Annotated in this window: 19 protein-coding genes; 13 read left to right on the top strand and 6 right to left on the bottom strand. The window is 46.2% G+C overall.

Going from position 1 to position 20,137, the window contains the following annotated elements; all coding sequences use genetic code 11:
• The first annotated feature begins 24 nt into the window (after nt 1–24).
• From glpK to Q369_RS0119425, 7 genes are all read left to right on the top strand, one after another.
• Nucleotides 25–1,527, top strand: coding sequence for a glycerol kinase GlpK (gene glpK / locus Q369_RS0119455; protein ID WP_031529452.1), 1,503 nt, complete (start codon nt 25–27; stop codon nt 1,525–1,527).
• A 128-nt stretch (nt 1,528–1,655) separates the two neighbouring features.
• Nucleotides 1,656–2,465 (top strand): 3'-5' exonuclease, encoded by an 810-nt coding sequence (locus Q369_RS0119450; RefSeq protein ID WP_031529451.1) that lies wholly within the window; start codon nt 1,656–1,658, stop codon nt 2,463–2,465.
• Between the two features lie 81 nt (nt 2,466–2,546).
• Nucleotides 2,547–2,900: an NADH-quinone oxidoreductase subunit NuoK gene (nuoK, locus tag Q369_RS0119445; protein ID WP_031529450.1), complete on the top strand. Its 354-nt coding sequence runs from the start codon at nt 2,547–2,549 to the stop codon at nt 2,898–2,900.
• 57 nt (nt 2,901–2,957) lie between these two features.
• A complete protein-coding gene (gene nuoL, locus Q369_RS0119440; RefSeq protein ID WP_031529449.1) occupies nt 2,958–4,874 on the top strand; it encodes an NADH-quinone oxidoreductase subunit L in 1,917 nt (638 codons plus the stop codon).
• A gap of 50 nt (nt 4,875–4,924) precedes the next feature.
• A complete protein-coding gene (locus tag Q369_RS0119435) occupies nt 4,925–6,373 on the top strand; it encodes a complex I subunit 4 family protein (protein WP_031529448.1) in 1,449 nt (482 codons plus the stop codon).
• Between the two features lie 8 nt (nt 6,374–6,381).
• The gene (locus Q369_RS0119430) at nt 6,382–7,779 is read left to right on the top strand and encodes an NADH-quinone oxidoreductase subunit N (RefSeq protein ID WP_031529447.1); all 1,398 of its coding nucleotides are present in this window, start codon (nt 6,382–6,384) and stop codon (nt 7,777–7,779) included.
• A 111-nt stretch (nt 7,780–7,890) separates the two neighbouring features.
• On the top strand, nt 7,891–9,042 hold the full coding sequence (locus Q369_RS0119425; protein WP_051664152.1) for a UDP-N-acetylglucosamine 4,6-dehydratase: 1,152 nt from the start codon (nt 7,891–7,893) through the stop codon (nt 9,040–9,042).
• Here the strand turns inward: Q369_RS0119425 and Q369_RS0119420 are convergent.
• Nucleotides 9,033–9,953: an alpha/beta hydrolase gene (locus Q369_RS0119420; protein WP_031529445.1), complete on the bottom strand. Its 921-nt coding sequence runs from the start codon at nt 9,951–9,953 to the stop codon at nt 9,033–9,035. The two genes, Q369_RS0119425 and Q369_RS0119420, sit on opposite strands and share 10 nt — an antisense overlap.
• A 426-nt stretch (nt 9,954–10,379) precedes the next feature.
• On the opposite strand from Q369_RS0119420, the gene Q369_RS0119415 reads away from it, so the two are divergent.
• From Q369_RS0119415 to Q369_RS0119390, 5 genes are all read left to right on the top strand, one after another.
• Nucleotides 10,380–11,153, top strand: coding sequence for an alpha/beta fold hydrolase (locus tag Q369_RS0119415; protein WP_031529444.1), 774 nt, complete (start codon nt 10,380–10,382; stop codon nt 11,151–11,153).
• Nucleotides 11,154–11,240: 87 nt separating this feature from the next.
• The gene (locus Q369_RS0119410) at nt 11,241–11,912 is read left to right on the top strand and encodes a CBS domain-containing protein (RefSeq protein ID WP_031529443.1); all 672 of its coding nucleotides are present in this window, start codon (nt 11,241–11,243) and stop codon (nt 11,910–11,912) included.
• A 92-nt stretch (nt 11,913–12,004) separates the two neighbouring features.
• On the top strand, nt 12,005–12,880 hold the full coding sequence (locus tag Q369_RS0119400) for an NAD kinase (protein ID WP_031529442.1): 876 nt from the start codon (nt 12,005–12,007) through the stop codon (nt 12,878–12,880).
• 11 nt (nt 12,881–12,891) lie between these two features.
• The gene (locus Q369_RS0119395) at nt 12,892–13,914 is read left to right on the top strand and encodes a dipeptide epimerase (protein ID WP_031529441.1); all 1,023 of its coding nucleotides are present in this window, start codon (nt 12,892–12,894) and stop codon (nt 13,912–13,914) included.
• Nucleotides 13,915–13,917: 3 nt separating this feature from the next.
• Nucleotides 13,918–15,015, top strand: a complete 1,098-nt coding sequence (locus tag Q369_RS0119390; protein WP_031529440.1) for a pyridoxal phosphate-dependent aminotransferase family protein — start codon at nt 13,918–13,920, stop codon at nt 15,013–15,015.
• Here Q369_RS0119390 and tatC read toward each other — a convergent pair whose 3' ends face one another.
• A complete protein-coding gene (gene tatC / locus Q369_RS0119385) occupies nt 15,016–15,885 on the bottom strand; it encodes a twin-arginine translocase subunit TatC (RefSeq protein WP_031529439.1) in 870 nt (289 codons plus the stop codon).
• Between the two features lie 139 nt (nt 15,886–16,024).
• The gene (pdhA, locus tag Q369_RS0119380) at nt 16,025–17,056 is read right to left on the bottom strand and encodes a pyruvate dehydrogenase (acetyl-transferring) E1 component subunit alpha (RefSeq protein WP_031529438.1); all 1,032 of its coding nucleotides are present in this window, start codon (nt 17,054–17,056) and stop codon (nt 16,025–16,027) included.
• 126 nt (nt 17,057–17,182) lie between these two features.
• On the opposite strand from pdhA, the gene recF reads away from it, so the two are divergent.
• Entirely contained in the window at nt 17,183–18,280 is a 1,098-nt protein-coding gene (gene recF, locus Q369_RS0119375; RefSeq protein ID WP_031529437.1) for a DNA replication/repair protein RecF, read from the top strand.
• Here the strand turns inward: recF and Q369_RS29915 are convergent, their stop codons facing one another.
• The 3 genes from Q369_RS29915 to Q369_RS0119360 all read right to left on the bottom strand — a co-directional run bounded on the left by Q369_RS29915 (nt 18,281) and on the right by Q369_RS0119360 (nt 19,952).
• Nucleotides 18,281–18,562: a type II toxin-antitoxin system RelE/ParE family toxin gene (locus Q369_RS29915; protein ID WP_084165787.1), complete on the bottom strand. Its 282-nt coding sequence runs from the start codon at nt 18,560–18,562 to the stop codon at nt 18,281–18,283.
• Complete coding sequence (locus Q369_RS29065) at nt 18,508–18,789, bottom strand: hypothetical protein (RefSeq protein ID WP_031529436.1); 282 nt, start codon at nt 18,787–18,789, stop codon at nt 18,508–18,510. The genes Q369_RS29915 and Q369_RS29065 overlap by 55 nt, the downstream gene beginning before the upstream one ends.
• A gap of 95 nt (nt 18,790–18,884) precedes the next feature.
• Nucleotides 18,885–19,952 (bottom strand): mannose-1-phosphate guanylyltransferase, encoded by a 1,068-nt coding sequence (locus tag Q369_RS0119360; RefSeq protein WP_031529435.1) that lies wholly within the window; start codon nt 19,950–19,952, stop codon nt 18,885–18,887.
• Nucleotides 19,953–20,137 lie beyond the last annotated feature (185 nt).

Raw genomic sequence — 20,137 nt, 5'->3', positions numbered from 1 at the left:
ATTTAAGCCAATCAAAATACCATTATGTCCAAATATATCGCTGCAATCGATCAGGGAACAACCAGCACGCGCTGCATTCTTTTTAACCATAGCGGGAATATTGTTTCCGTGGGGCAAAAAGAACACGAGCAGATATATCCGCAACCGGGCTGGGTGGAACACAATCCTGTTGAGATCTGGAAGAATACTTTGGAAGTAATCGCAATTGCGAGGATCAATGCGTCGGCCACAGCAGCGGATATTGCAGCGATCGGCATTACCAATCAGCGCGAAACCACGGTAGTTTGGAACAAAAGGACAGGCAAACCTTACTATAATGCATTGGTCTGGCAGGATACCCGGACAACCGAACTTGTTGCTAAATACGAAAGAGAAGGCGGGCTCAATCAGTTTAGGGATATCACCGGCTTGCCAGTTTCAACTTATTTCAGCGGATTGAAATTAAAATGGCTGCTGGATAATGTGGACGGGCTGCGCGAAGATGCAGAAAAAGGCGAGGCGCTGTTCGGGAACATAGACACCTTCCTGATCTGGCATCTGACAGGCTCTACCCAAAGCGGCATTCACGTGACCGACGTTTCAAATGCAAGCCGCACCCAGCTGATGAACCTGCGTACTTTGCAGTGGGATGCCAGCATGCTCGAAGCGTATAACATCCCCGAAAAAATGCTTCCTGAAATCAAAAGCAGCAGCGAAGTTTACGGCCACGTGACCAATGAGATCCTGCCCGGCGTGCCAGTGGCAGGCGACCTGGGCGACCAGCATGCAGCGCTGGTGGGACAAACGTGTTTTGAACCGGGAATGGCGAAAAATACATACGGTACCGGTTGTTTTTTGGTAATGAATACAGGCAGCGAACTGAAAACATCTGAACACGGACTACTGACGACCATCTCGTACCAATTCGGAAACCAGCCGGTTCAATATGCATTGGAGGGCAGCGTAGCGGTGACCGGCGCGCTGGTGCAATGGGTTCGTGATAACCTGGGTTTGATCCAGAACAGCAGCGATATCGAAACGCTCGCGAGAACAGTAGCCGACAATGGAGGCGCTTACTTCGTACCTGCATTCTCCGGATTGTATGCGCCCTACTGGCGGAACGACGCCCGAGGCGTAATTGCAGGATTAACCAGATATGTGAATAAAGGGCACATTGCGAGGGCCGTTTTGGAAGCTACTGCCTACCAGACTGTGGACGTAGTGCGTTCTATGGAGCAGGATTCAGGCATTAAGCTCGCGTCTTTAAGGGTTGATGGCGGAATGGTGGCAAACCAGCTGCTGATGCAATTCCAGTCGGACATTCTGAATACGCAGGTTGTAGCTCCGGCAGTTGCAGAAACTACCGCATTAGGTGCAGCTTATGCAGCCGGACTAGCGGTAGGTTACTGGCAAAACACCGAAGAGCTTAAAAAGAACTGGGCAATCGCACACACCTGGAACCCGGATATGGACGCAGCTACCCGCGAGAAATATCATTTAGGCTGGAAAAAAGCGGTGAGCAAGTCGTTTGGCTGGATGGAGGATTAGTTGTTAATTTTGGTCTAATCACACCAGCCCAGTTCGACTTTTTATAATCTTTCCAAACAACTGCCTTTCTTGCGCTGTCTGGGCTTTCGACGTAACTTCGGGTCGCTGAATCAAATTAGAGTAGCCTTATGCATACCCTCCGTCTGAAAAAGCCGCTTGCTTTTTTCGATCTTGAAACCACCGGAGTCAATATTTGTCGTGACCGGATTGTAGAAATATCGGTGGTCAAGGCTCTGGTGAATGGAGAAACCGAAATCCGGACCCGGAGGATCAATCCTGAAATGCCGATTCCGTTGGAAAGCAGCCTGATACACGGCATTTACGACGAGGACGTGAAGGACGCGCCTACATTCAAAAGCATAGCCAGAAACCTGGCGTCTTTCCTCGAAGGATGTGACCTGGCCGGTTTCAACAGCAACCGGTTTGATATCCCGATGCTGGTGGAAGAGTTTTTACGGGTAGGTGTTGATTTTGACGTAAAAAACCGAAAAATGGTGGATGCGCAGCGCATTTATCACATGATGGAACCGCGCAACCTGGCCGCTGCCTATAAATTCTATTGCGGTAAGACGCTTGAAAATGCCCATAGCGCCGAGGCCGATACGATCGCAACATTTGAAGTGTTGCAAGGCCAGATTGCCAAATACGAGGGCATGAAGATTACCGACACTCACGGTAAGGAGACTGAACCCATTAAAAACGACGTAGGCGCACTGCACGATCTGACGGCATCAAAGATCATTGATTTTGCAGGAAGGATGGTCTTCAACGAAAAGGGCGAAGAGGTCTTTAATTTTGGTAAACACAATGGTAAAAAGGTCACCGATATCCTTAAAAATGAACCTTCATTCTTCGATTGGATGATGAAAGGCGAATTCCCACTGGATACCAAACGAAAATTGACGGAAATCAAATTACGGGCATTGACCCAACGCTGATATATCGTATTTATACCTATTTTTGCCACAAATCTGTTTTTGATACTATTTTAACCGAATATCCTATAAGGTAAATCTGATATGATTCCAAACCCTACTATTCCAGAGGTTACTATACCATCGGTTATTCAGAATATTCCTCTTCAACACTACTTAATTCTCAGCACCTTACTGTTTGTGATTGGCATTATCGGGGTTTTGACCCGGAGAAATGCGATCATTATTTTCATGTCTGTTGAATTAATGCTCAATGCTGCCAACCTCCTGCTGATCGCTTTCTCTTCTTACAGATCTGATCCGTCCGGGCAGGTTTTCGTGTTCTTTATCATGGCAGTTGCAGCTGCCGAAGTAGCTGTGGGCCTAGCCATTATCGTAATGATTTATCGAAATACCAGAAATACAGATATTGGTTTTCTTAACAAATTGAAATGGTAAGCTGTTGATTATAACCATTTTCATTTTCAGAACCAGAGATCAAAGTCCATTTTAAATATGTCTGCATCATTACTTATCCTGATCCCGTTATTGCCGCTTGTTGGCTTTCTGATCAATGGGCTCGGATTCAAAACAATACCAAAAGGAGCGGTTGGAATTATTGGTACCCTTGCTGTGGTGGCCAGCTTTGCAATTTCCGTAATGACCTTCAATGCATTCCTGGCCTCGGGAAGTCAGCCGCTGGTAGTCCCTCTTTTTGACTGGATTACAGTAGGCGAGCTGCGCATTCCATTCTCCTTTCAGGTTGATCAGCTTTCATTGCTGATGCTGATGATCATTACCGGCGTTGGTTCGCTGATCCACGTTTATTCAATCGGGTACATGCACCATGATGAGGGATTTGGCAAGTTTTTCGCTTACCTCAACCTGTTTTTGTTTTTCATGCTGCTGCTTGTTCTCGGCTCGAATTACGTGATCATGTTCATAGGCTGGGAAGGTGTTGGGCTTTGCTCTTACCTGCTGATCGGCTTTTGGAATAAGAACACCAACTACAACAATGCAGCCCGCAAGGCATTTATCATGAACCGTGTAGGTGACCTCGGCTTCTTGCTTGGGATATTTACCATTATTGCCACGTTTGGTTCAGTTGAGTACACCGAAGTTTTCAGCAAAGCAGCCAGCTTCTCACTCGAAGATCCTGCTATTGTAGCCATTACATTATTCCTGTTTATCGGAGCAATGGGTAAGTCGGCCCAAATTCCATTGTACACCTGGCTGCCCGACGCGATGGCCGGACCTACCCCGGTTTCTGCATTGATCCACGCCGCAACGATGGTAACAGCGGGAATTTACATGGTGATTCGTTCCAACGTCCTCTACTCGCTGGCGCCTTCCACACTGGAAATCGTAGGTATTATCGGCGGAGCTACTGCATTATTCGCAGCTTCCATTGGTTTGTTACAAAATGACATCAAAAAGGTACTGGCCTACTCTACGGTAAGTCAGCTGGGATACATGTTCATGGGACTTGGCGCCATGGCTTATTCGGCTTCGATGTTCCATGTGATCACGCATGCATTCTTTAAAGCATTGCTTTTCCTCGGTGCCGGTAGTGTGATCCACGCGATGTCAGACGAGCAGGATATCCGGTCAATGGGCGGTTTAAGAAAGAAATTGCCTGTTACCTTCATTACATTCTTCGTTGCCACCTGGGCGATTTCAGGTCTTCCGCCATTCTCGGGTTTCTTCTCGAAAGACGAAATCCTGGCGCATGTTTTTGAACATAACAAGGCACTTTGGGTAGTGGGTGTGCTTGGCTCGGTGATGACATCCTTTTATATGTTCCGTCTGCTCTTCCTGACATTCTTCGGTACCTTCCGGGGAACACACGAGCAGGAGCATCATTTGCACGAATCACCCGCTTCCATGACGATCCCGTTGATCGTACTTGCTGTACTTTCGGCAGTCGGCGGATTTATCGGGGTACCAGAAGCGTTGCACGGGACACACCACCTGGCCGAATTCATGAGCCCGCTTTATGATACAGCCAGACAAGTTAACCCTGCCGCATTTGAAGCAACAACACTCTCCCACTCGGAAGAATATATGTTAATGGGCATTTCAGTAGCCGCGGCCCTGATCGCTGGAATTGCTGCCTTTGTAATGTATGTTCAAAAAGGCGCGGTACCTGCTCCGGATTCCGCCGAAAAACCAGCATTGCAGCGCGTTATTTACAATAAATACTATGTCGACGAACTGTACGACTCAGTTTTCGTAAAACCTGTCAAAACACTATCAAATATCCTGTACAGCTTCGGCGAGTTCTTCATTGATCTTTTTGTAAATGCAACTGTTCGGCTGACAAGCTTTCTTGCCGGGCTCCTGAGAAAGACACAAACTGGCTCAACAGGAGAGTACGTTTTTGCGATGGTACTGGGCATTGTCGTGATCCTGTTCTGGAAGCTTTTACTTTGATATTACTCTTAAATCCGTTCACCATTTACTGCTGACCGTTGACCTGAAATATGCTTACTCTTCTTTTAATACTTTTACCGATTGCGGCTGGAATTCTCACCTTATTGTCCGGTGAGCGCCTTGCCAAACAGGTTGCATTGGTAGGCGGACTCGCGTCGCTGGGACTGGCGGTTGCAGTCTGGCTTCAATTTGACCCTGCCGCAGGAACCCAGTTTGGTTTCAAATACGCCTGGTTGACCAACGCAGGCATCTCTTTCGCGGCGGGCATTGACGGGATCAGTTTGGTACTGGTGCTACTCACCACGTTTCTTACCCCGCTGATTATCCTTTCCGCATTCAACCACTCTTACAAAAACGCTGCGACATTTTACTCGCTGATCCTGTTTATGGAAGCCGCGTTGATTGGCGTATTCACTGCGACTGACGCATTCTTGTTCTACCTGTTCTTTGAAGCAGCATTGATCCCGGTTTATTTCCTCGCTGCAGTTTGGGGTGGAGAAAATCGTTTGAAAGTGACCTTCAAATTCTTCATTTATACGATTTTCGGAAGTTTGTTCATGCTTGTGGCGCTGGTATATCTTTACTACCAAACACCAGGAACGCATTCCTCTGAAATCAATGCATTTTACCAGCTTCAATTAGCGCCGGCTGTACAAGGGTTTATATTCTGGGCGTTCTTCATTGCATTTGCGATCAAAATGCCGCTTTTCCCATTCCATACCTGGCAGCCAGATACCTATACCGAATCCCCGACTCCTGCAACAATGCTTTTGTCAGGTATTATGTTGAAAATGGGTGTTTACGGTTTGATCCGCTTTTTGCTGCCGATCGTCCCTGCCGGAATGGAAAGCTGGGGCCTTTTAGCAATGATCCTTTCAGTGATCGGAATTATCTACGGATCTATCATCGCGATCCAGCAAAGCGATATGAAGCGTTTGATCGCCTATTCTTCTTTCGCCCACGTAGGCTTAATGGCAGCAGGTGTTTTCTCCTCTTCTGTCAATGGACTACAAGGTGCATTAATTCAAATGCTGGCGCACGGTATAAATGTAATCGGTCTGTTCTTCATTGTTGACATCATTTATTCAAGAACAAAAACAAGGTACCTCGACCAGCTGGGCGGCATTACGCAGAGTACTCCCCACCTGAGCGTGTATTTTATGGTACTGCTGCTTGGCAGCGTAGCCCTGCCGCTGACGAATGGGTTTGTAGGCGAATTCCTGCTGCTATCCAGCGTTTTCCACTACGACGGTATCCTCGGTGCAATTGCCGGACTTACGATCATCCTTGGTTCGGTATATATGCTCCGCATGTTCCAAAAGTCAATGTTTGGACCCAAATCGAAGTGGGCGGAAGGATTTCAGGACCTTACTGCAAGTGAACGCGCAGTGCTTCTGCCGCTTGTGATCATGGTTTTCTGGATCGGCATTTATCCAAATACATTTCTGAAACTAACCGAACCTGCTGTAAGCCAACTTTTACAACTGGTAAATAACTAAGTATAAATATGTACCCCATTATTCTGTTGTCATTTTTTGGAGTCGTGACCCTCTTTCTGGGTTTCTCGAAATCAAAAAATATCCTTTTGCCTGCAACCTTATTTTTTCTGTTGATAGCGCTGGCTGGCAACTTCGCCGAGTGGAACAAAGGGCCGATACTTTATTTCTACGATATGCTGCGGGTTGACAATGTGACCTTGGCATTCAATGGCATCATATTGCTCTCTGCGTTTATGATCGTGGCAATTTCAGGCGGCTTTCAGGATAATGCAGATTCCGAACCGGCTGAGTACTACGGACTAATGTTATTTTCCCTTGTCGGTGCATTCATGATGGTGGGTTTTCAGCATCTAATCATGCTGTTTATCGGTGTTGAAATCCTGTCTGTCGCTATGTACGTGCTTACGGGAAGCAACAAGCGTAACCTACGCTCCAACGAAGCGGCCCTTAAGTACTTTCTGATGGGCGCATTTGCTACCGGCTTTATGCTTTTCGGAATGACTTTGCTGTACGGCGCCACGGGTTCTTTCAAATTGGAACATATACAAGGATTTGCATCTAATATGCCTGTCGGCTCACAGTCCTACATACTTTATGCAGGTCTGCTACTGCTGCTGATTGGGATGCTTTTCAAGGTATCTGCCGCGCCTTTTCACTTCTGGACTCCCGATGTATACGAAGGTGCACCGACGATTTTCACGACTTTCATGTCGACAGTTGTAAAGACTGCTGGATTTGCTGCCTTGTACCGTTTACTGAGCGGCTCTTTCACGGGTATTTACGGATTCTGGTGGATCGTTGTCGCAGCGATCGCGGTACTTACGCTGCTGGTTGGTAACATCGGCGCTACAAGCCAGAACAGCTTTAAAAGAATGCTGGCCTACTCGGGTATATCGCACGCGGGTTACCTGCTGATCGCACTAACCGCGTTGTCGAAACCATCACAAAACGCTATCATTTTCTATTCGCTGGCTTACTCGCTCTCTACAATCTGTGCATTCGGTGTACTGATGCTGGTGTCCAAAGAGAAGACGATTGAAGGTCAGCCGAACGAATACTACGATGCATTCAACGGATTGGCAAAGCAAAATCCATTATTGGCATTTGTGCTTACCGTCTCCATGCTCTCGCTGGCAGGTATTCCGTTGACAGCCGGCTTCTGGGGCAAATTTTTCATCTTCACAAGTGCAGCAGAGCGAGGTATTATTTGGATAACAGTGATTGCAGTTTTAATGTCAACTGTCGGTATTTACTACTACTTCCGTGTGATCATCTCTTCTTACTTGAAAGAAGGCGATCTTATTAAAATCCGCGTTGCACCATTCTATCAGGCTATTCTCGTGCTGGCGACTTTCCTGACGATCTTGTTTGGGTTGGCTCCGGGTCTATTCGAGAACCTGATCTAAGACTTTGTAATAACCGGTTTGTAAAAAGAGCTGCAAATTTGCAGCTCTTTTTTGTTACCCTTTCCCGAACCGCACGTCAAAAGGATATCTACGGCACTTACAGATATTAAAATGACACGAACTCTTCCCTGCAAACAGGTTCAGGAAAACCAAAGCGCATTCAACCTCGAACATCTGCTCTCCCGTAAGCCAATCCAAACAGATCATGAGTCAATCCGCCAGCAGATCAGTGATGCTGATATCCTGATTACAGGCGCTGCGGGGTCCATTGGAAGCGAGCTGGCGATGCAGGTGTGTCAATTCAACCCAAGGTGCCTGATCCTCGTGGACCAGTCTGAAACGCTGCTGACCGAAGTTGAAGCTTCTTTACAAATCCGTTTTCCGCATATCAAGCTTGCTACCTTCATCGCTGACATCACCGATCCGGCGAGAATGGAACATGTTTTCAAGCTGACGCGCCCTAAAATTCTTTTTCACGCAGCCGCATACAAGCACGTGCCCGTTATGGAGAAACATCCCTACGAAGCTGTTCGGACCAATGTTTTTGGCACAAAACTCCTCGCAGATCTCGCTGTTCGGTATGGAGTTAGCCAATTCATTTTCATATCAACCGACAAGGCAGTTATCCCCGCCAGTGTAATGGGCGCCACCAAGCGACTGGCTGAACTATATATCAGGCAAACCGGGGAAAGATCAAAGACGAAATTCACGATCACCCGGTTCGGAAATGTGCTGGGATCCAGCGGCTCATTTATTATTGTCTTTCAAAGACAGATTGAAGCCGGCGGGCCGGTTACGGTTACGCACCCCAAGGCAACCCGCTATTTAATGACGCCAAATGAAGCTTGTCAATTGGTTCTTCAGGCGACTTCGCCAGACTATTACGGTAAGCTGCTTTTCTTCGACATGGGTGAACCGGTGTCCGTGCGCACAGTTGCAGAACAAATGATCACTTTGAAAAAGCTGACACCGCACGTGGATATCTGTATCTGCTATACCGGCCTGCGACCCGGTGAGAAGCTGCACGAAGATCTGCTTAATGATGATGAGACAGAAATACCCGCTTCACATCCAGGAATGCGCATTGCAGTCTCCGACGAAGTCTGCTCCCTGAATTTTGAAATTATATTTGCGAATCTCAGCACTGCATTGAAATCAGGCAGTCCCAACGAAATTATCGCAGCATTGAAACAGATCTTACCGGAATATGGCAGTATTGCCGATCGAGTTTTGTCAAAGGCAAATGCAGGATTTCATTTCTGAGATAGCAATCCGTTTACGTGCATCCAGCGCTTGCACCTCCCAAACCACTCGTCAAATGAAGGTTCTTTAAGATACCCGTGCTCGCCTTCGGAATAGATATGCAGGTCGGCGGAGACTCCCTTTGCATTCAATGCTTCGTAAAACCGGATACTGTTTGATACGGGAACAACCGTGTCGTCACCCGCATGCGTGATGTAGGCGGGAGGCGTAGATTTGGTCACCTGCTGCTCGTTGGAAAAGTATTTCACCTTTTCCATAGATGGATTTTGGCCCAACAGATTTGCCGAAGATCCCTTATGCCCAATTTTGTCTGTAAAGCTGATGACCGGATACACAAGAATCATAAAATCAGGTCGCAAGCTGGTCTTCTTCGGGTTTGCGATAAAACTGCTGTCGTAGTGGGTACCTGCCGTTGCAGCCAGATGTCCGCCAGCTGAGAAACCCATTATCCCTATTTTGTTTGGGTCAACTTTCCATTGCGCTGCCCGTTCCCGAACCAGCGCAATTGCCTGCTGCGCGTCCTGCAATGGGCCCACGGACTTATCTTTCATAATCTCCTCCGAAGGCAGCCTGTATTTGAGTACAAATGCAGCAATCCCGATTTTGTTCAATTCTTTGGCAACCTGGTAACCCTCCCGATCGATCACCAAAACACCATATCCGCCTCCCGGACAAACGATCACCGCAGTTCCGTTTGCAAGCGCAGGATCGGGTAAAAACACCTTTAATGTGGGCTTGGAAACATTCCTTATTATGAAATCCTTGTTAGTTTCCTTGTCGGGACCAGCAATTGAATTCGGTACCGCATTGGGATAAAGCACCATTTCTTCCTGCGCAAAAGCGCTGAAACGTACTGCCAGCACAAACCCCAACAGCCAGCTAAAACTTACGATTTTGCAGAATTTACCCATATGTGACAGCCCGCCGAAATAATTGTTTTCTAATTTTTTTCTAATGCGCTTAAAAGTATTTTCTCTCTAACTTTCGGCAGGTGCAGTATGTTTTTTATAAAGATTTGTTACGGCTTCCGCTTACCTTGTAAGAATTGTAGAAGGAAGGCGCTACTTCCCTGGATTTACCGTCAGAAAAGCGGCCCGTCCTAAGCAACCACGGAACGAAATTGCACCATTCAATGGCAAACACTTAGTTCCTGTCATATTAATATAATATTTACAAGAAAATGATTTTGCCGAAGTTGCTTTACACGCTGAACGAATTGAAAAAATAACTAGTTTTGTAGAGTAACCGAATCATTCAGTTGTTTCTTTCTTAAGTTATAATCGGTTCTAAGCTCAGATTTATAATACCTTTTCATAATCCAAATCCACAATAAGCGCATGAAATATCCAGTACATGCAGAAGGCAGGTTTCAGTTTATCGACGAAGGGAAGGGCGAAACATTGCTGCTTTTGCATGGCCTTTTCGGTGCGCTGAGTAACTGGGATGGTATTATCGACCATTTCTCTGACCGTTACCGGGTAGTTATCCCGCTTTTGCCGATCTACGAACTGCCTCCGAGAGAAGCCGGACTGGAAGCATTGCTCGCATTTCTGGAAGATTTCGTTGCTTTTAAGGCGCTTTCAAATGTCACTGTGATCGGGAATTCGCTCGGCGGACATATCGGCTTGCTCTATACATTGAAAAATCAAAGCAACGTTAATAAGCTCGTGTTGACAGGAAGCTCCGGATTGTTCGAAAATTCAATGGGAGGCTCCTTCCCTAAACGTGGCAGTTACGATTACATCAAAGAGCGAGTTGCTTATACTTTCTATGATCCGCAGGTCGCTACCAAGGATCTGATCGATGAAGTTTTTGAAACTACTTCCAGCATTCCGAAGTGCATGAGCATCGTTGGAATTGCTAAATCTGCACAAAGACACAACCTGGCAAAAGATTTACACGAAATCAACGTTCCTACACTGCTGGTTTGGGGCTTGAATGATACCATTACACCGCCTCACGTCGGTTATGAGTTCAACAGGCTGATTGCCAACTCGGAGCTTTACTTCATTGATAAGTGCTGTCACGCGCCTATGATGGAGCATCCCGAAGAATTCAATGTGATTTTAGAGAGTTTCCTAGAAAAGACTGTTTCAGTGCCGATGGTGTAAGTCAGGCAGCTTCAGGGAAATTTCTTTTTTGACGAAAGTTGATACATATATAGTTTTTTTATAGCTTCGAAAAAAGACGTTCCGAAAATGCTTGCAATTTCCCTTATAAATCCGATGATTCCTGTGCTTAAACCAACCGACTCGGTGGCTACGGCATTGGATTGGATGGATGAATTTGGTGTCAAGCAGCTGATCGTCGCGGATCTTGGCGCTTATCAGGGAATCGTTTCAGAGGATATCCTATTTGATATTGTCGACAGCTCCGAAGTTCTTTCCAAAATCATCATTCAGCACAAGGATATTTTCGCCTCAGAAGACCAGCATCCTTATGAATTGTTGCGATTAGTAAATCAATTCGGGTTGAGGATTATCCCCGTTTTGCATGAAGACCGCAGCTTCGCCGGCAGCATTCTGGTGAGCGATCTGATCGAACATTTTGTCAATGAGCTTGGAGTTCAGGAAAAAGGCGCGGTTATCGTGCTTAAAGTGGCTGAAAGAAGCTATTCATTATCAGAGATCAGCCGCCTGATAGAATCCAACGGAACCAAAATACTAAGCAGCTACTATTCTTCGGGAGAGGTTTACAACCCGACAAACGAAGCTCAGCTGACTTTAAAACTCAACCGCACCAGCATTACCCCCATTATTGCAACCCTGGAACGTTTCGGTTACGACATCGTTGAAGCACACGCCAACGATCCGATCGAAAGCTTCGACCAGGAGCGTCTGGACATGCTTTTGAGATACCTCGCTACCTAGTTCTTTTCCCTTTCAAATTCCCGCCGACTTTTGAAACGGCATATTTGTCGCTTATCTTTCGGAAGGAACCATCTGTATTATCACTTTTCTTCATGAAAATAGCCATTCATGGACGCAATTTTAATGAGTCCGCCCGACCGTTTATTGAAAACATGTTCAATGAACTGAACCGCAGGAAAATTGAAATACAGCTCTCAAAAACGTTCCGAGCTTTTTTAGACCAGGTGGGTATAGCCCATTACTCGGAGCTGGTTTACGAAAAGCCCCAAGAACTGTACGACGCGCATCTGATCGTGAGTATGGGCGGAGACGGTACCTTGCTGGAAACGGTCTCGCACGTTGGAAGGCGCCTCATCCCCGCTGTGGGGATCAATACAGGCCGGCTCGGGTTTCTCGCCACAGTACCTCCCGAGCGGATTACGGATATGGTAAATGCATTGGAAACAAGCCAATTCCGCATTGACGAAAGGACATTGGTCGCCATTGAATCTAACCTGGATCTTTTTGATGGGTTGAATTTTGGTCTCAATGATTTTACAATCACCAAAACCGATACTTCTTCAATGATCACGGTTCATACCTATCTGAACCAGGAATTTCTGAATTCCTACTGGGCAGATGGTCTGATTGTATCAACGCCTACGGGCTCTACGGGATACTCGCTCAGCTGCGGCGGACCGGTGCTGATGCCGCATTCACAAAACTTTATTATAACCCCGATCAGCCCGCACAACCTCAATGTACGCCCGCTAATTGTAGAAGATACCGCATTGATCAGGCTGGAAGTAAAGAGCCGGAGCAACAATTTCCTCGTTTCCCTGGATGCCAGATCCAGGATTGTTGATGAAAACACACTGCTGACAGTCAAAAAAGCCGATTTTACCGCCAAGCTGATCAAGATGAAAGACGACAGCTTTCTGAATACACTAAGAAACAAACTGTCGTGGGGACTTGATATGCGCAATTAAATTTCACCTCCATGAAGCTGATATACCACACTTTCGACCTTGATTTAAGACATACTTTCACGATCGCCCACGATTCGCGCGATGTGCAGCAAACACTGATTGTGGAGCTTGCCGATGAAACTTCGAGCGGGCTTGGAGAAGCTACTGCCAATCCTTACTACGGCGTAACGATCGATAACATGATGGATGCCCTGGAACAAGCGAGAGCTATCGTGGAGGCGGGTAACTATCAATCTGCGGAGGAACTCTGGGCGCTGGTCCATCCGGCCCTGAAAGAAAATTCATTCGCGCAGTGCGCATTGGACGAAGCTGCACACGATTTTTTTGCCAAAAAGGCGGGTAAAAAACTTTATGAAAACTGGGGCTTATCCCTCGAAAATATCCCACTTACCAACTTCACGATCGGCATTGATTCGGTCGAAAAAATGGTTTTCAAAATGCAGGAGCTCCCCTGGCCGATCTACAAGATCAAGTTAGGAACGGCTGACGATTTGCGGATCGTGCAGGAACTGCGACGACATACGGATGCAATCTTCCGAGTAGATGCAAATTGCGCCTGGACAGCAGATCAGACCATTGCATTTGCGCCAAAATTGAAAGCGCTGGGCGTGGAGTTCATTGAACAGCCGCTTCCCGCCCAGGATACCGACGGAATGAAAAGGGTATTCGCCGAATGCGCACTGCCAGTGATAGCCGATGAAAGCTGCATTCTGGAAAGTGACGTGAAAGACTGTTCGGGCCTTTTTCATGGAATCAATGTAAAACTCACCAAGTGCGGCGGCCCTACCGCTGCCAAAAGGATGATTGCCGAAGCAAAATCACTTGGTATGAAAACAATGGTAGGCTGCATGACCGAAACCAGTGTGGGTATATCCTCCATTGCGCACCTGCTGCCGCTGCTCGACTATGTTGATATGGACGGATCTTTACTGATCACCAATGATCCGGCTGACGGAGTTGGATTTGATTTCGGCCGCATTGTTTTTCCACAACGGAATGGAAGCGGCGCCCTCCTGAAATTTCCAACCGTGTAGATCGTGGCATTATACCTGACAAATCACCTGCCCGGGCGGACCGTCAAAACTGATAAGGGAAAAGAATACCTGTGGTTTAGCGGAACAGATTACCTTGGAATGGGACATAATCCCGACTTTCAAACATTTTTGAACGAAGGTATCAGCAGGTACGGGACACACTTCGGCAGTTCAAGAAATAACAGTCTGCAGCTGGGTATTTTCCGTGAGGCAGAGGCACGTTTTGCAGCGTGGCAAGAAGTGCCGGCAGCATTGCTGATATCCTCAGGAATGCTGGCTGGGCAGATTCTAATGCGGGAAATTGAAAACTTAGTTTATGCAATTGATCAGGCCGACACCATAACCTACCATTACGCGCCGCGTGTTCACCCTGCACTTTGGGGTAACAAATACGAACGCAATAATGCAGAATGGAATACCTGGGCGCATCAAACTGTATCACTTATCAATGCAGGCGCAGGTGATACTTTCCATATCATCTGTACTGACGCAATTGGTTCTCCTTTCGCTGAATACCTTGACCTCTCCATTTTCAACCACATTTCAGCTCCGGAAAACTGCCGGCTCATTATTGATCAGTCACATTCGCTTGGCGTGTGCGGCACTGCGGGATCGGGTGTAAATGCGTATTTGAATACAGCTTTAAAAGCCAGGACTTTGTTTATCTCTTCTTTGAACAAGGCGCTCGGGATACCGGCCGGAATTGTTTGGGGCGAACAGCAGGACATTGATTTCCTCAGCAAATCGCCCTGGTTTGCAGGCGCATCGCCGCCAGCTCCTTCTTATGCATTTGCATTTAACAAGCTTATGCAAAATGGAATATATAATCAGATGCACCAGGTTCTAACCCAAAATATCAATCATTTCAGCAACTTATTTAGGGATTCAGGAACTCTGTTCGAATCCATTGCACATTACCCGGTATTTTGCAGCAACAACGTCCGTTTATCTGATTTCCTCCTGGAAAACGGCATTATGGCTTCCTGTTTTTCTTACCCGCTGCCTTCCTCCGAGCCGGTAACCCGCATTGTAATCAGCGCGGCGCACCAACAAAAAGACCTCGACCGGTTGGCCGAGGTCTGCAAGCAATTTATCTCCTGATTATTCCGGAGTGTTACCCAGATTAGCAAGTCGCTTTTCCTCACGCAGCTTCTCCCGTTCCACATTCGCGGATACAACAATACTGATCTCGTAAAGCAAGAACAAAGGAATTGCTACCAATACCTGGCTGTAAATGTCAGGTGAAGGCGTGATAATCGCTGCCACAATCAGGATTACAATAAAAGAGTGCTTCCGGTATTCCCGCATGAAAGAAGGAGTTAGTACACCGACTTTCGCGAGTACAAAAACTACAATCGGCAGCTGAAAAGCAATGCCGCAGGCGAGTGTTAAAGTAGCTACCAGAGAAATATAAGAAGCGAGACTAAATTCGTTGATAATGGATTCGTCCAGCGTATAGTTTGCTAAAAAGTTGATCGCGAGCGGACTAACTACGTAATAACCAAACAACACCCCGGTAAAGAAAAGGAACGTCACATAGAAAACAGCTCCCCGCGCCGACCGGCGTTCTGATGGTTTTAAGCCCGGTTTTATAAACCGCCATATTTCCCAAAAAGCGTAAGGAAACGCGAAAATCAAACCGGCAATCACAGAAGAGGTCATACTCATTGTGAATGCATCGCCCATCCCGATTACCTGCAGCTTAAAGTTCAGCGCCTTTACGCAGAGCTCATCATAACCAACTACATCTGCCAGCTTGCACAACATTCTGTAAGTCCAGAAATCCGGCTGTGACGGTGCAATGATAACGTAGTGGTAAATTTCCTGAATGTAGATAAATGCGATGATCGCGAAAACCAGGATTGATGCAGCCGCGCGGATTACGTGCCACCTTAATTCTTCAAGATGCCCGATAAACGACATCTCTTTACCTTCTTCTTCTTCGCTATCAAATTCCTGATCTAAGGGCATATTTTTAAACTATTACTAAATTTCTATTTACGTAAAAAAGCAAAAACAGGATCACAGGCATTTCTGTAAAAGCCGAATTTACCTAAAAAACCCGTCGAAGTATTCCGGCGGGTTTTTTTAGCTCACTCTATTCGTCAGATTAGTCCATGATAAATGGGTAATCAGACTCTACATAAACATCTGTGTAAGCTTCTTTTGGATCCGGGAATTCCGATTCTTCGGCAAACTGAACAGATTCTGCTACGATGTCTTTGATTTTCTTATCAATATTTTCAAGATCTTCTTCCGTCGCAAAGTTGTTTTCGAGGATCACAGCACGGATTTGCTCGATCGGGTCTCTGTGCTTGTACTCTTCTACCTCTTCTTTTGAGCGGTATTTCTGAGGATCTGACATCGAGTGACCACGGTAGCGGTAAGTCCGGAATTCAAGGAAAGTGGGTCCTTCTCCTTTACGTGCCCGCTCAGCAGCGCGGGATACCGATTCGTGAATTGCCTCCACGCTCATTCCGTCAACAGGCTCAGAAGGAATGTCGTAAGCCTCGCCAAGCGTATAAAGCTCAGTTACATTGGACGTTCTGGCTACCGAGGTACCCATTGCATATCCATTGTTTTCAACTACAAAGATCACAGGCAGCTTCCAGCTCATCGCCATGTTCAACGCTTCGTGGAATGCACCCTGACGGATTGCACCGTCACCGAAGTAGCAGATACAAAGGTTGTCTGTCTTGTTGTATTTCTCGGCAAATGCAATCCCGGCACCCAATGGAATTTGTGCACCAACGATCCCGTGACCGCCTACGAAGTTTTTCTCTTTATCAAAAATGTGCATGGAACCGCCTTTTCCTTTGGTTGTTCCTGTTTTCTTTCCGTAAAGCTCTGCCATAATTGCATTCGGCGAGGTGCCTAATGCAAGCGGGATACCATGGTCGCGGTAAGCAGTAATATATTTATCGCCTTCTTTGAGCGCGGTTACAGCACCCGAAGAACAAGCTTCCTGACCGATATACAAATGGCAAAAACCCCGGATCTTCTGCTGGCCGTAAAGCTGGCCCGCTTTTTCTTCAAAACGACGCTGTAAAAGCATGTTCTCGAACCAGAACAGATACCGCTCTTTTGAATGCTGTAATTTCTTTGGGGCAGATGATTTCTTTTTTTCAGTAACGGTGGCCATTATTTGGTTCTCGTTTATAAAGACAGAACTTTGTCTTAAAGTTAGTGGTTTGAACAGAGTCTGTTTTTTGCCGTACTCACGCAATGATTTGCGAAAATAAGCATAAACTAAATAACAAAGAAGTTCATGTGGCTAGAAAAGCTCCACCTTACATACTTTAAAAGTTATGAGGAGAAAGCCCTGACCTTCGGTGAACATGTCAACTGCCTGGTTGGCGAGAATGGCAGCGGCAAGACCAATCTCCTCGATGCCATTTATTTTCTGACCCTCACTAAAAGCGCCTTTCACAATCAGGATGCATTAGGCATTAAACACGGATTTGATTTCTTTGTCATTGATGGTGTGTTTGCTGATAAGTCACGCCACACGCAGATTACCTGCAGTTTTCAGCGCGGGCAGCGGAAGGTATTTATGTCCGACAAGAAGAACTATGAGCGGCTCAGCGACCATATCGGGCTTTTCCCGCTCGTACTGATTGCGCCGGACGATACTGACGTGATCCGGGAAGGGAGCGAGGAGCGCAGGCGGTTTTTTGATGGTGTACTGGCGCAGGCGACTGCCGGGTACCTGGAAGATTTCCTGCAATACAACAAGATCCTGAACAACAGGAATGGATTGTTGAAGCTGTTTGCCGAACGGAACTACCTCGACGAAGACTTACTCGAAACATACAATGAACCGCTGATCGTACTTTCTCAAAGGCTCTACAATCATCGTAGTCAGTTCATGAACAGGTTTTTACCATTGTTTCAAAAATACTATGCGTTTCTGAGCAGCGGGAAAGAACAGGTTGATGTGATTTATGAAAGTGAAGTGTCCAGTTCCGATTTCCCGGCAGAGTTCAGGAAGAACCGTAGCCGCGATCTGTACGCACAACGCACGGGAAAAGGCATTCACAAAGACGAGTACATATTTGAAATTGGTGAAGTTACCCTCAAAAAATTTGGTTCTCAGGGGCAACAGAAGTCTTTCCTGATCGCATTGAAGCTGGCCCAATTTGAGTTATTGAAAGAAGAAAAAGGGAAAACGCCGATCCTGTTGCTGGACGATATTTTTGATAAACTCGACGACCGTCGCATTCAGAAACTGATCGAGCTGGTCGATACCGGCTTTCTCGGCCAGGTTTTCATTACCGACGCCCGCCCCGAACGCTCTCAAAAAATTCTCGAAAATGTAAAAGCCGATGTACGGTTTTTTAAGATTGAGAAGGTGCAGGCTAGCTAATTACTTTGAGCGCCTATTATCGCGGATATCCATCACGAGAACTGTATTGTCAAAAACTGTATAGTACAGCGTTTGATGCTTTCCCAGAACGAATTCATGAAGAGAACCAATCGTTCGATGTTTTTTACCCATGAATGGGTATTCTCTCAGCAAATCCAGCTGAAATTTGAGTTTGTCAGTAAATAGATCCGCTGATTCGAAGCCCCATTGATCATATAAATAGGAGATTACTTCGGTATAGTCTCTCCTTGCATCCGCCGTCCATTTAATTTCGTAAGCCACTCTTTGCCTTCTTTAAGTACTTGTTCATTCGGGATTAAATTTCCTTGTTGAGCTTGTTTTAAAGATTCTGTTAAGAGCCGGTTGAGTTCGGCAGGATCTATTTCGATCGATTCCGCATTTTGCTGTTCTACTAAACAATTGAGCATTTTCAACAGATCTTCCATTCTGTCGTCGTCAATTTCTTTAACGATCCGAATCGCTTCCGCCCTAAGTTCTGATGCTGACATATTCTAGCTTTGACAGTGTATTATAAAGTTACCGGATAAAAACAAAAATGCCAGACTTGAAGCCTGGCATTTTTTTAACGGTATCTTCTTACAGACTACACATACTTCGGATTCAACTCCTTCGCCTGCGCTACGAACTCCTTCACTTTCTGCTCTTCCTCTTTCTTGCAGATTAGGAGAACTCCATCGTATTCTGCAACGATATATCCATCCAAGCCATTGATAACAACCAGCTTATCTGACGGAGTTTTAATAATTGAGTTCGTTGTATTATGCAGGATCAGATTGCCGTCTGTTACATTCAGATTCGAATCTTTTTCCGAAACTTCATAAAGTGACTTCCAGGTACCCAGGTCTGACCAGCCGAAATTGCTCAAAACCACATGAACATTGTCCGCTTTTTCCATGATTGCATTGTCAATGGAAATACTGCCGCAATGCGCATAGGCGCGCTGAACAAATGAGTCTTCCGTTTCAACATAATAATGGTTGTCGCCTCCGCTGAAAATTTCCGCGATCTCAGGCTGGAATTCATTCAATGCCTTTTTAAATGCATTGATATTCCACACGAAAATTCCTGCATTCCATACAAAGTCACCGCTATCCAAAAACTGCAATGCAAGTTCCAGGTGCGGTTTTTCGGTGAATGATTTAACCTTTTTGACAGTCAGCTTGTCGGGTATGTACTGGATATATCCGTAACCGGTATCCGGCCTGGTGGGCTGAATACCCAGTGTCACCAGGATATCCTCATTTCGCGTAGCACCCAGCGCCACCTTGATGGTATCTCTGAAAACATCTGCTTTCAATATGATATGATCGGCAGGTGCAACAACTACATTCGCATTGGGATTGCGTGCCGCGATCTTGTAACAAGCATAAGCAATGCAGGGCGCGGTGTTCCTGCGGTTCGGTTCCAGCAGGATCTGATCATCAGATAAAGCCGGAATCTGCTCTTTTACAAGTTCCTTGTACTCCTGACTGGTGACGATATAAACATTTTCAATGGGACAAACTCCTTCAAATCTTTCAACAGTTTGTTGCAAAAGCGTCTGTCCGGTACCGAGTACATCGTGAAACTGCTTCGGGAAATCGGTCCGACTGAATGGCCAGAACCTGGTGCCCACTCCGCCTGCCATGATAATCACATAAGTATCCTGCATTACGAGTATTTTGTTATAAGCGTGATTGAAAGGTCTTCAAAACTAGTGATAAAGCATCATTATGCCGGCTCAAACAGTCAAAAAGGCAAGTTAAATTACCATAAAATGGCCGCTGGCTTTCAGAATCGATGAAAATCAATTTGAATAAATCCATAACTGTACAGTTTTCAACAAATATTTGACAG

It is taken from the genome of Dyadobacter crusticola DSM 16708, assembly GCF_000701505.1.
GTDB lineage: Bacteria > Bacteroidota > Bacteroidia > Cytophagales > Spirosomataceae > Dyadobacter > Dyadobacter crusticola.
Note: the sequence above shows the minus strand (reverse complement) of the source record. Positions and strands in the feature narration are given on the sequence as shown.

Bases quoted from the DNA above. Each gene is read 5' to 3' on its own strand.
- glpK (WP_031529452.1), top strand. From the start codon at position 25: ATGTCCAAATATATCGCTGCAATCGATCAGGGAACAACCAGCACGCGC.
- Q369_RS0119450 (WP_031529451.1), top strand. From the start codon at position 1,656: ATGCATACCCTCCGTCTGAAAAAGCCGCTTGCTTTTTTCGATCTTGAA.
- nuoK (WP_031529450.1), top strand. From the start codon at position 2,547: ATGATTCCAAACCCTACTATTCCAGAGGTTACTATACCATCGGTTATT.
- nuoL (WP_031529449.1), top strand. From the start codon at position 2,958: ATGTCTGCATCATTACTTATCCTGATCCCGTTATTGCCGCTTGTTGGC.
- Q369_RS0119435 (WP_031529448.1), top strand. From the start codon at position 4,925: ATGCTTACTCTTCTTTTAATACTTTTACCGATTGCGGCTGGAATTCTC.
- Q369_RS0119430 (WP_031529447.1), top strand. From the start codon at position 6,382: ATGTACCCCATTATTCTGTTGTCATTTTTTGGAGTCGTGACCCTCTTT.
- Q369_RS0119425 (WP_051664152.1), top strand. From the start codon at position 7,891: ATGACACGAACTCTTCCCTGCAAACAGGTTCAGGAAAACCAAAGCGCA.
- Q369_RS0119420 (WP_031529445.1), bottom strand. From the start codon at position 9,953: ATGGGTAAATTCTGCAAAATCGTAAGTTTTAGCTGGCTGTTGGGGTTT.
- Q369_RS0119415 (WP_031529444.1), top strand. From the start codon at position 10,380: ATGAAATATCCAGTACATGCAGAAGGCAGGTTTCAGTTTATCGACGAA.
- Q369_RS0119410 (WP_031529443.1), top strand. From the start codon at position 11,241: ATGCTTGCAATTTCCCTTATAAATCCGATGATTCCTGTGCTTAAACCA.
- Q369_RS0119400 (WP_031529442.1), top strand. From the start codon at position 12,005: ATGAAAATAGCCATTCATGGACGCAATTTTAATGAGTCCGCCCGACCG.
- Q369_RS0119395 (WP_031529441.1), top strand. From the start codon at position 12,892: ATGAAGCTGATATACCACACTTTCGACCTTGATTTAAGACATACTTTC.
- tatC (WP_031529439.1), bottom strand. From the start codon at position 15,885: ATGCCCTTAGATCAGGAATTTGATAGCGAAGAAGAAGAAGGTAAAGAG.
- pdhA (WP_031529438.1), bottom strand. From the start codon at position 17,056: ATGGCCACCGTTACTGAAAAAAAGAAATCATCTGCCCCAAAGAAATTA.
- recF (WP_031529437.1), top strand. From the start codon at position 17,183: ATGTGGCTAGAAAAGCTCCACCTTACATACTTTAAAAGTTATGAGGAG.
- Q369_RS29065 (WP_031529436.1), bottom strand. From the start codon at position 18,789: ATGTCAGCATCAGAACTTAGGGCGGAAGCGATTCGGATCGTTAAAGAA.
- Q369_RS0119360 (WP_031529435.1), bottom strand. From the start codon at position 19,952: ATGCAGGATACTTATGTGATTATCATGGCAGGCGGAGTGGGCACCAGG.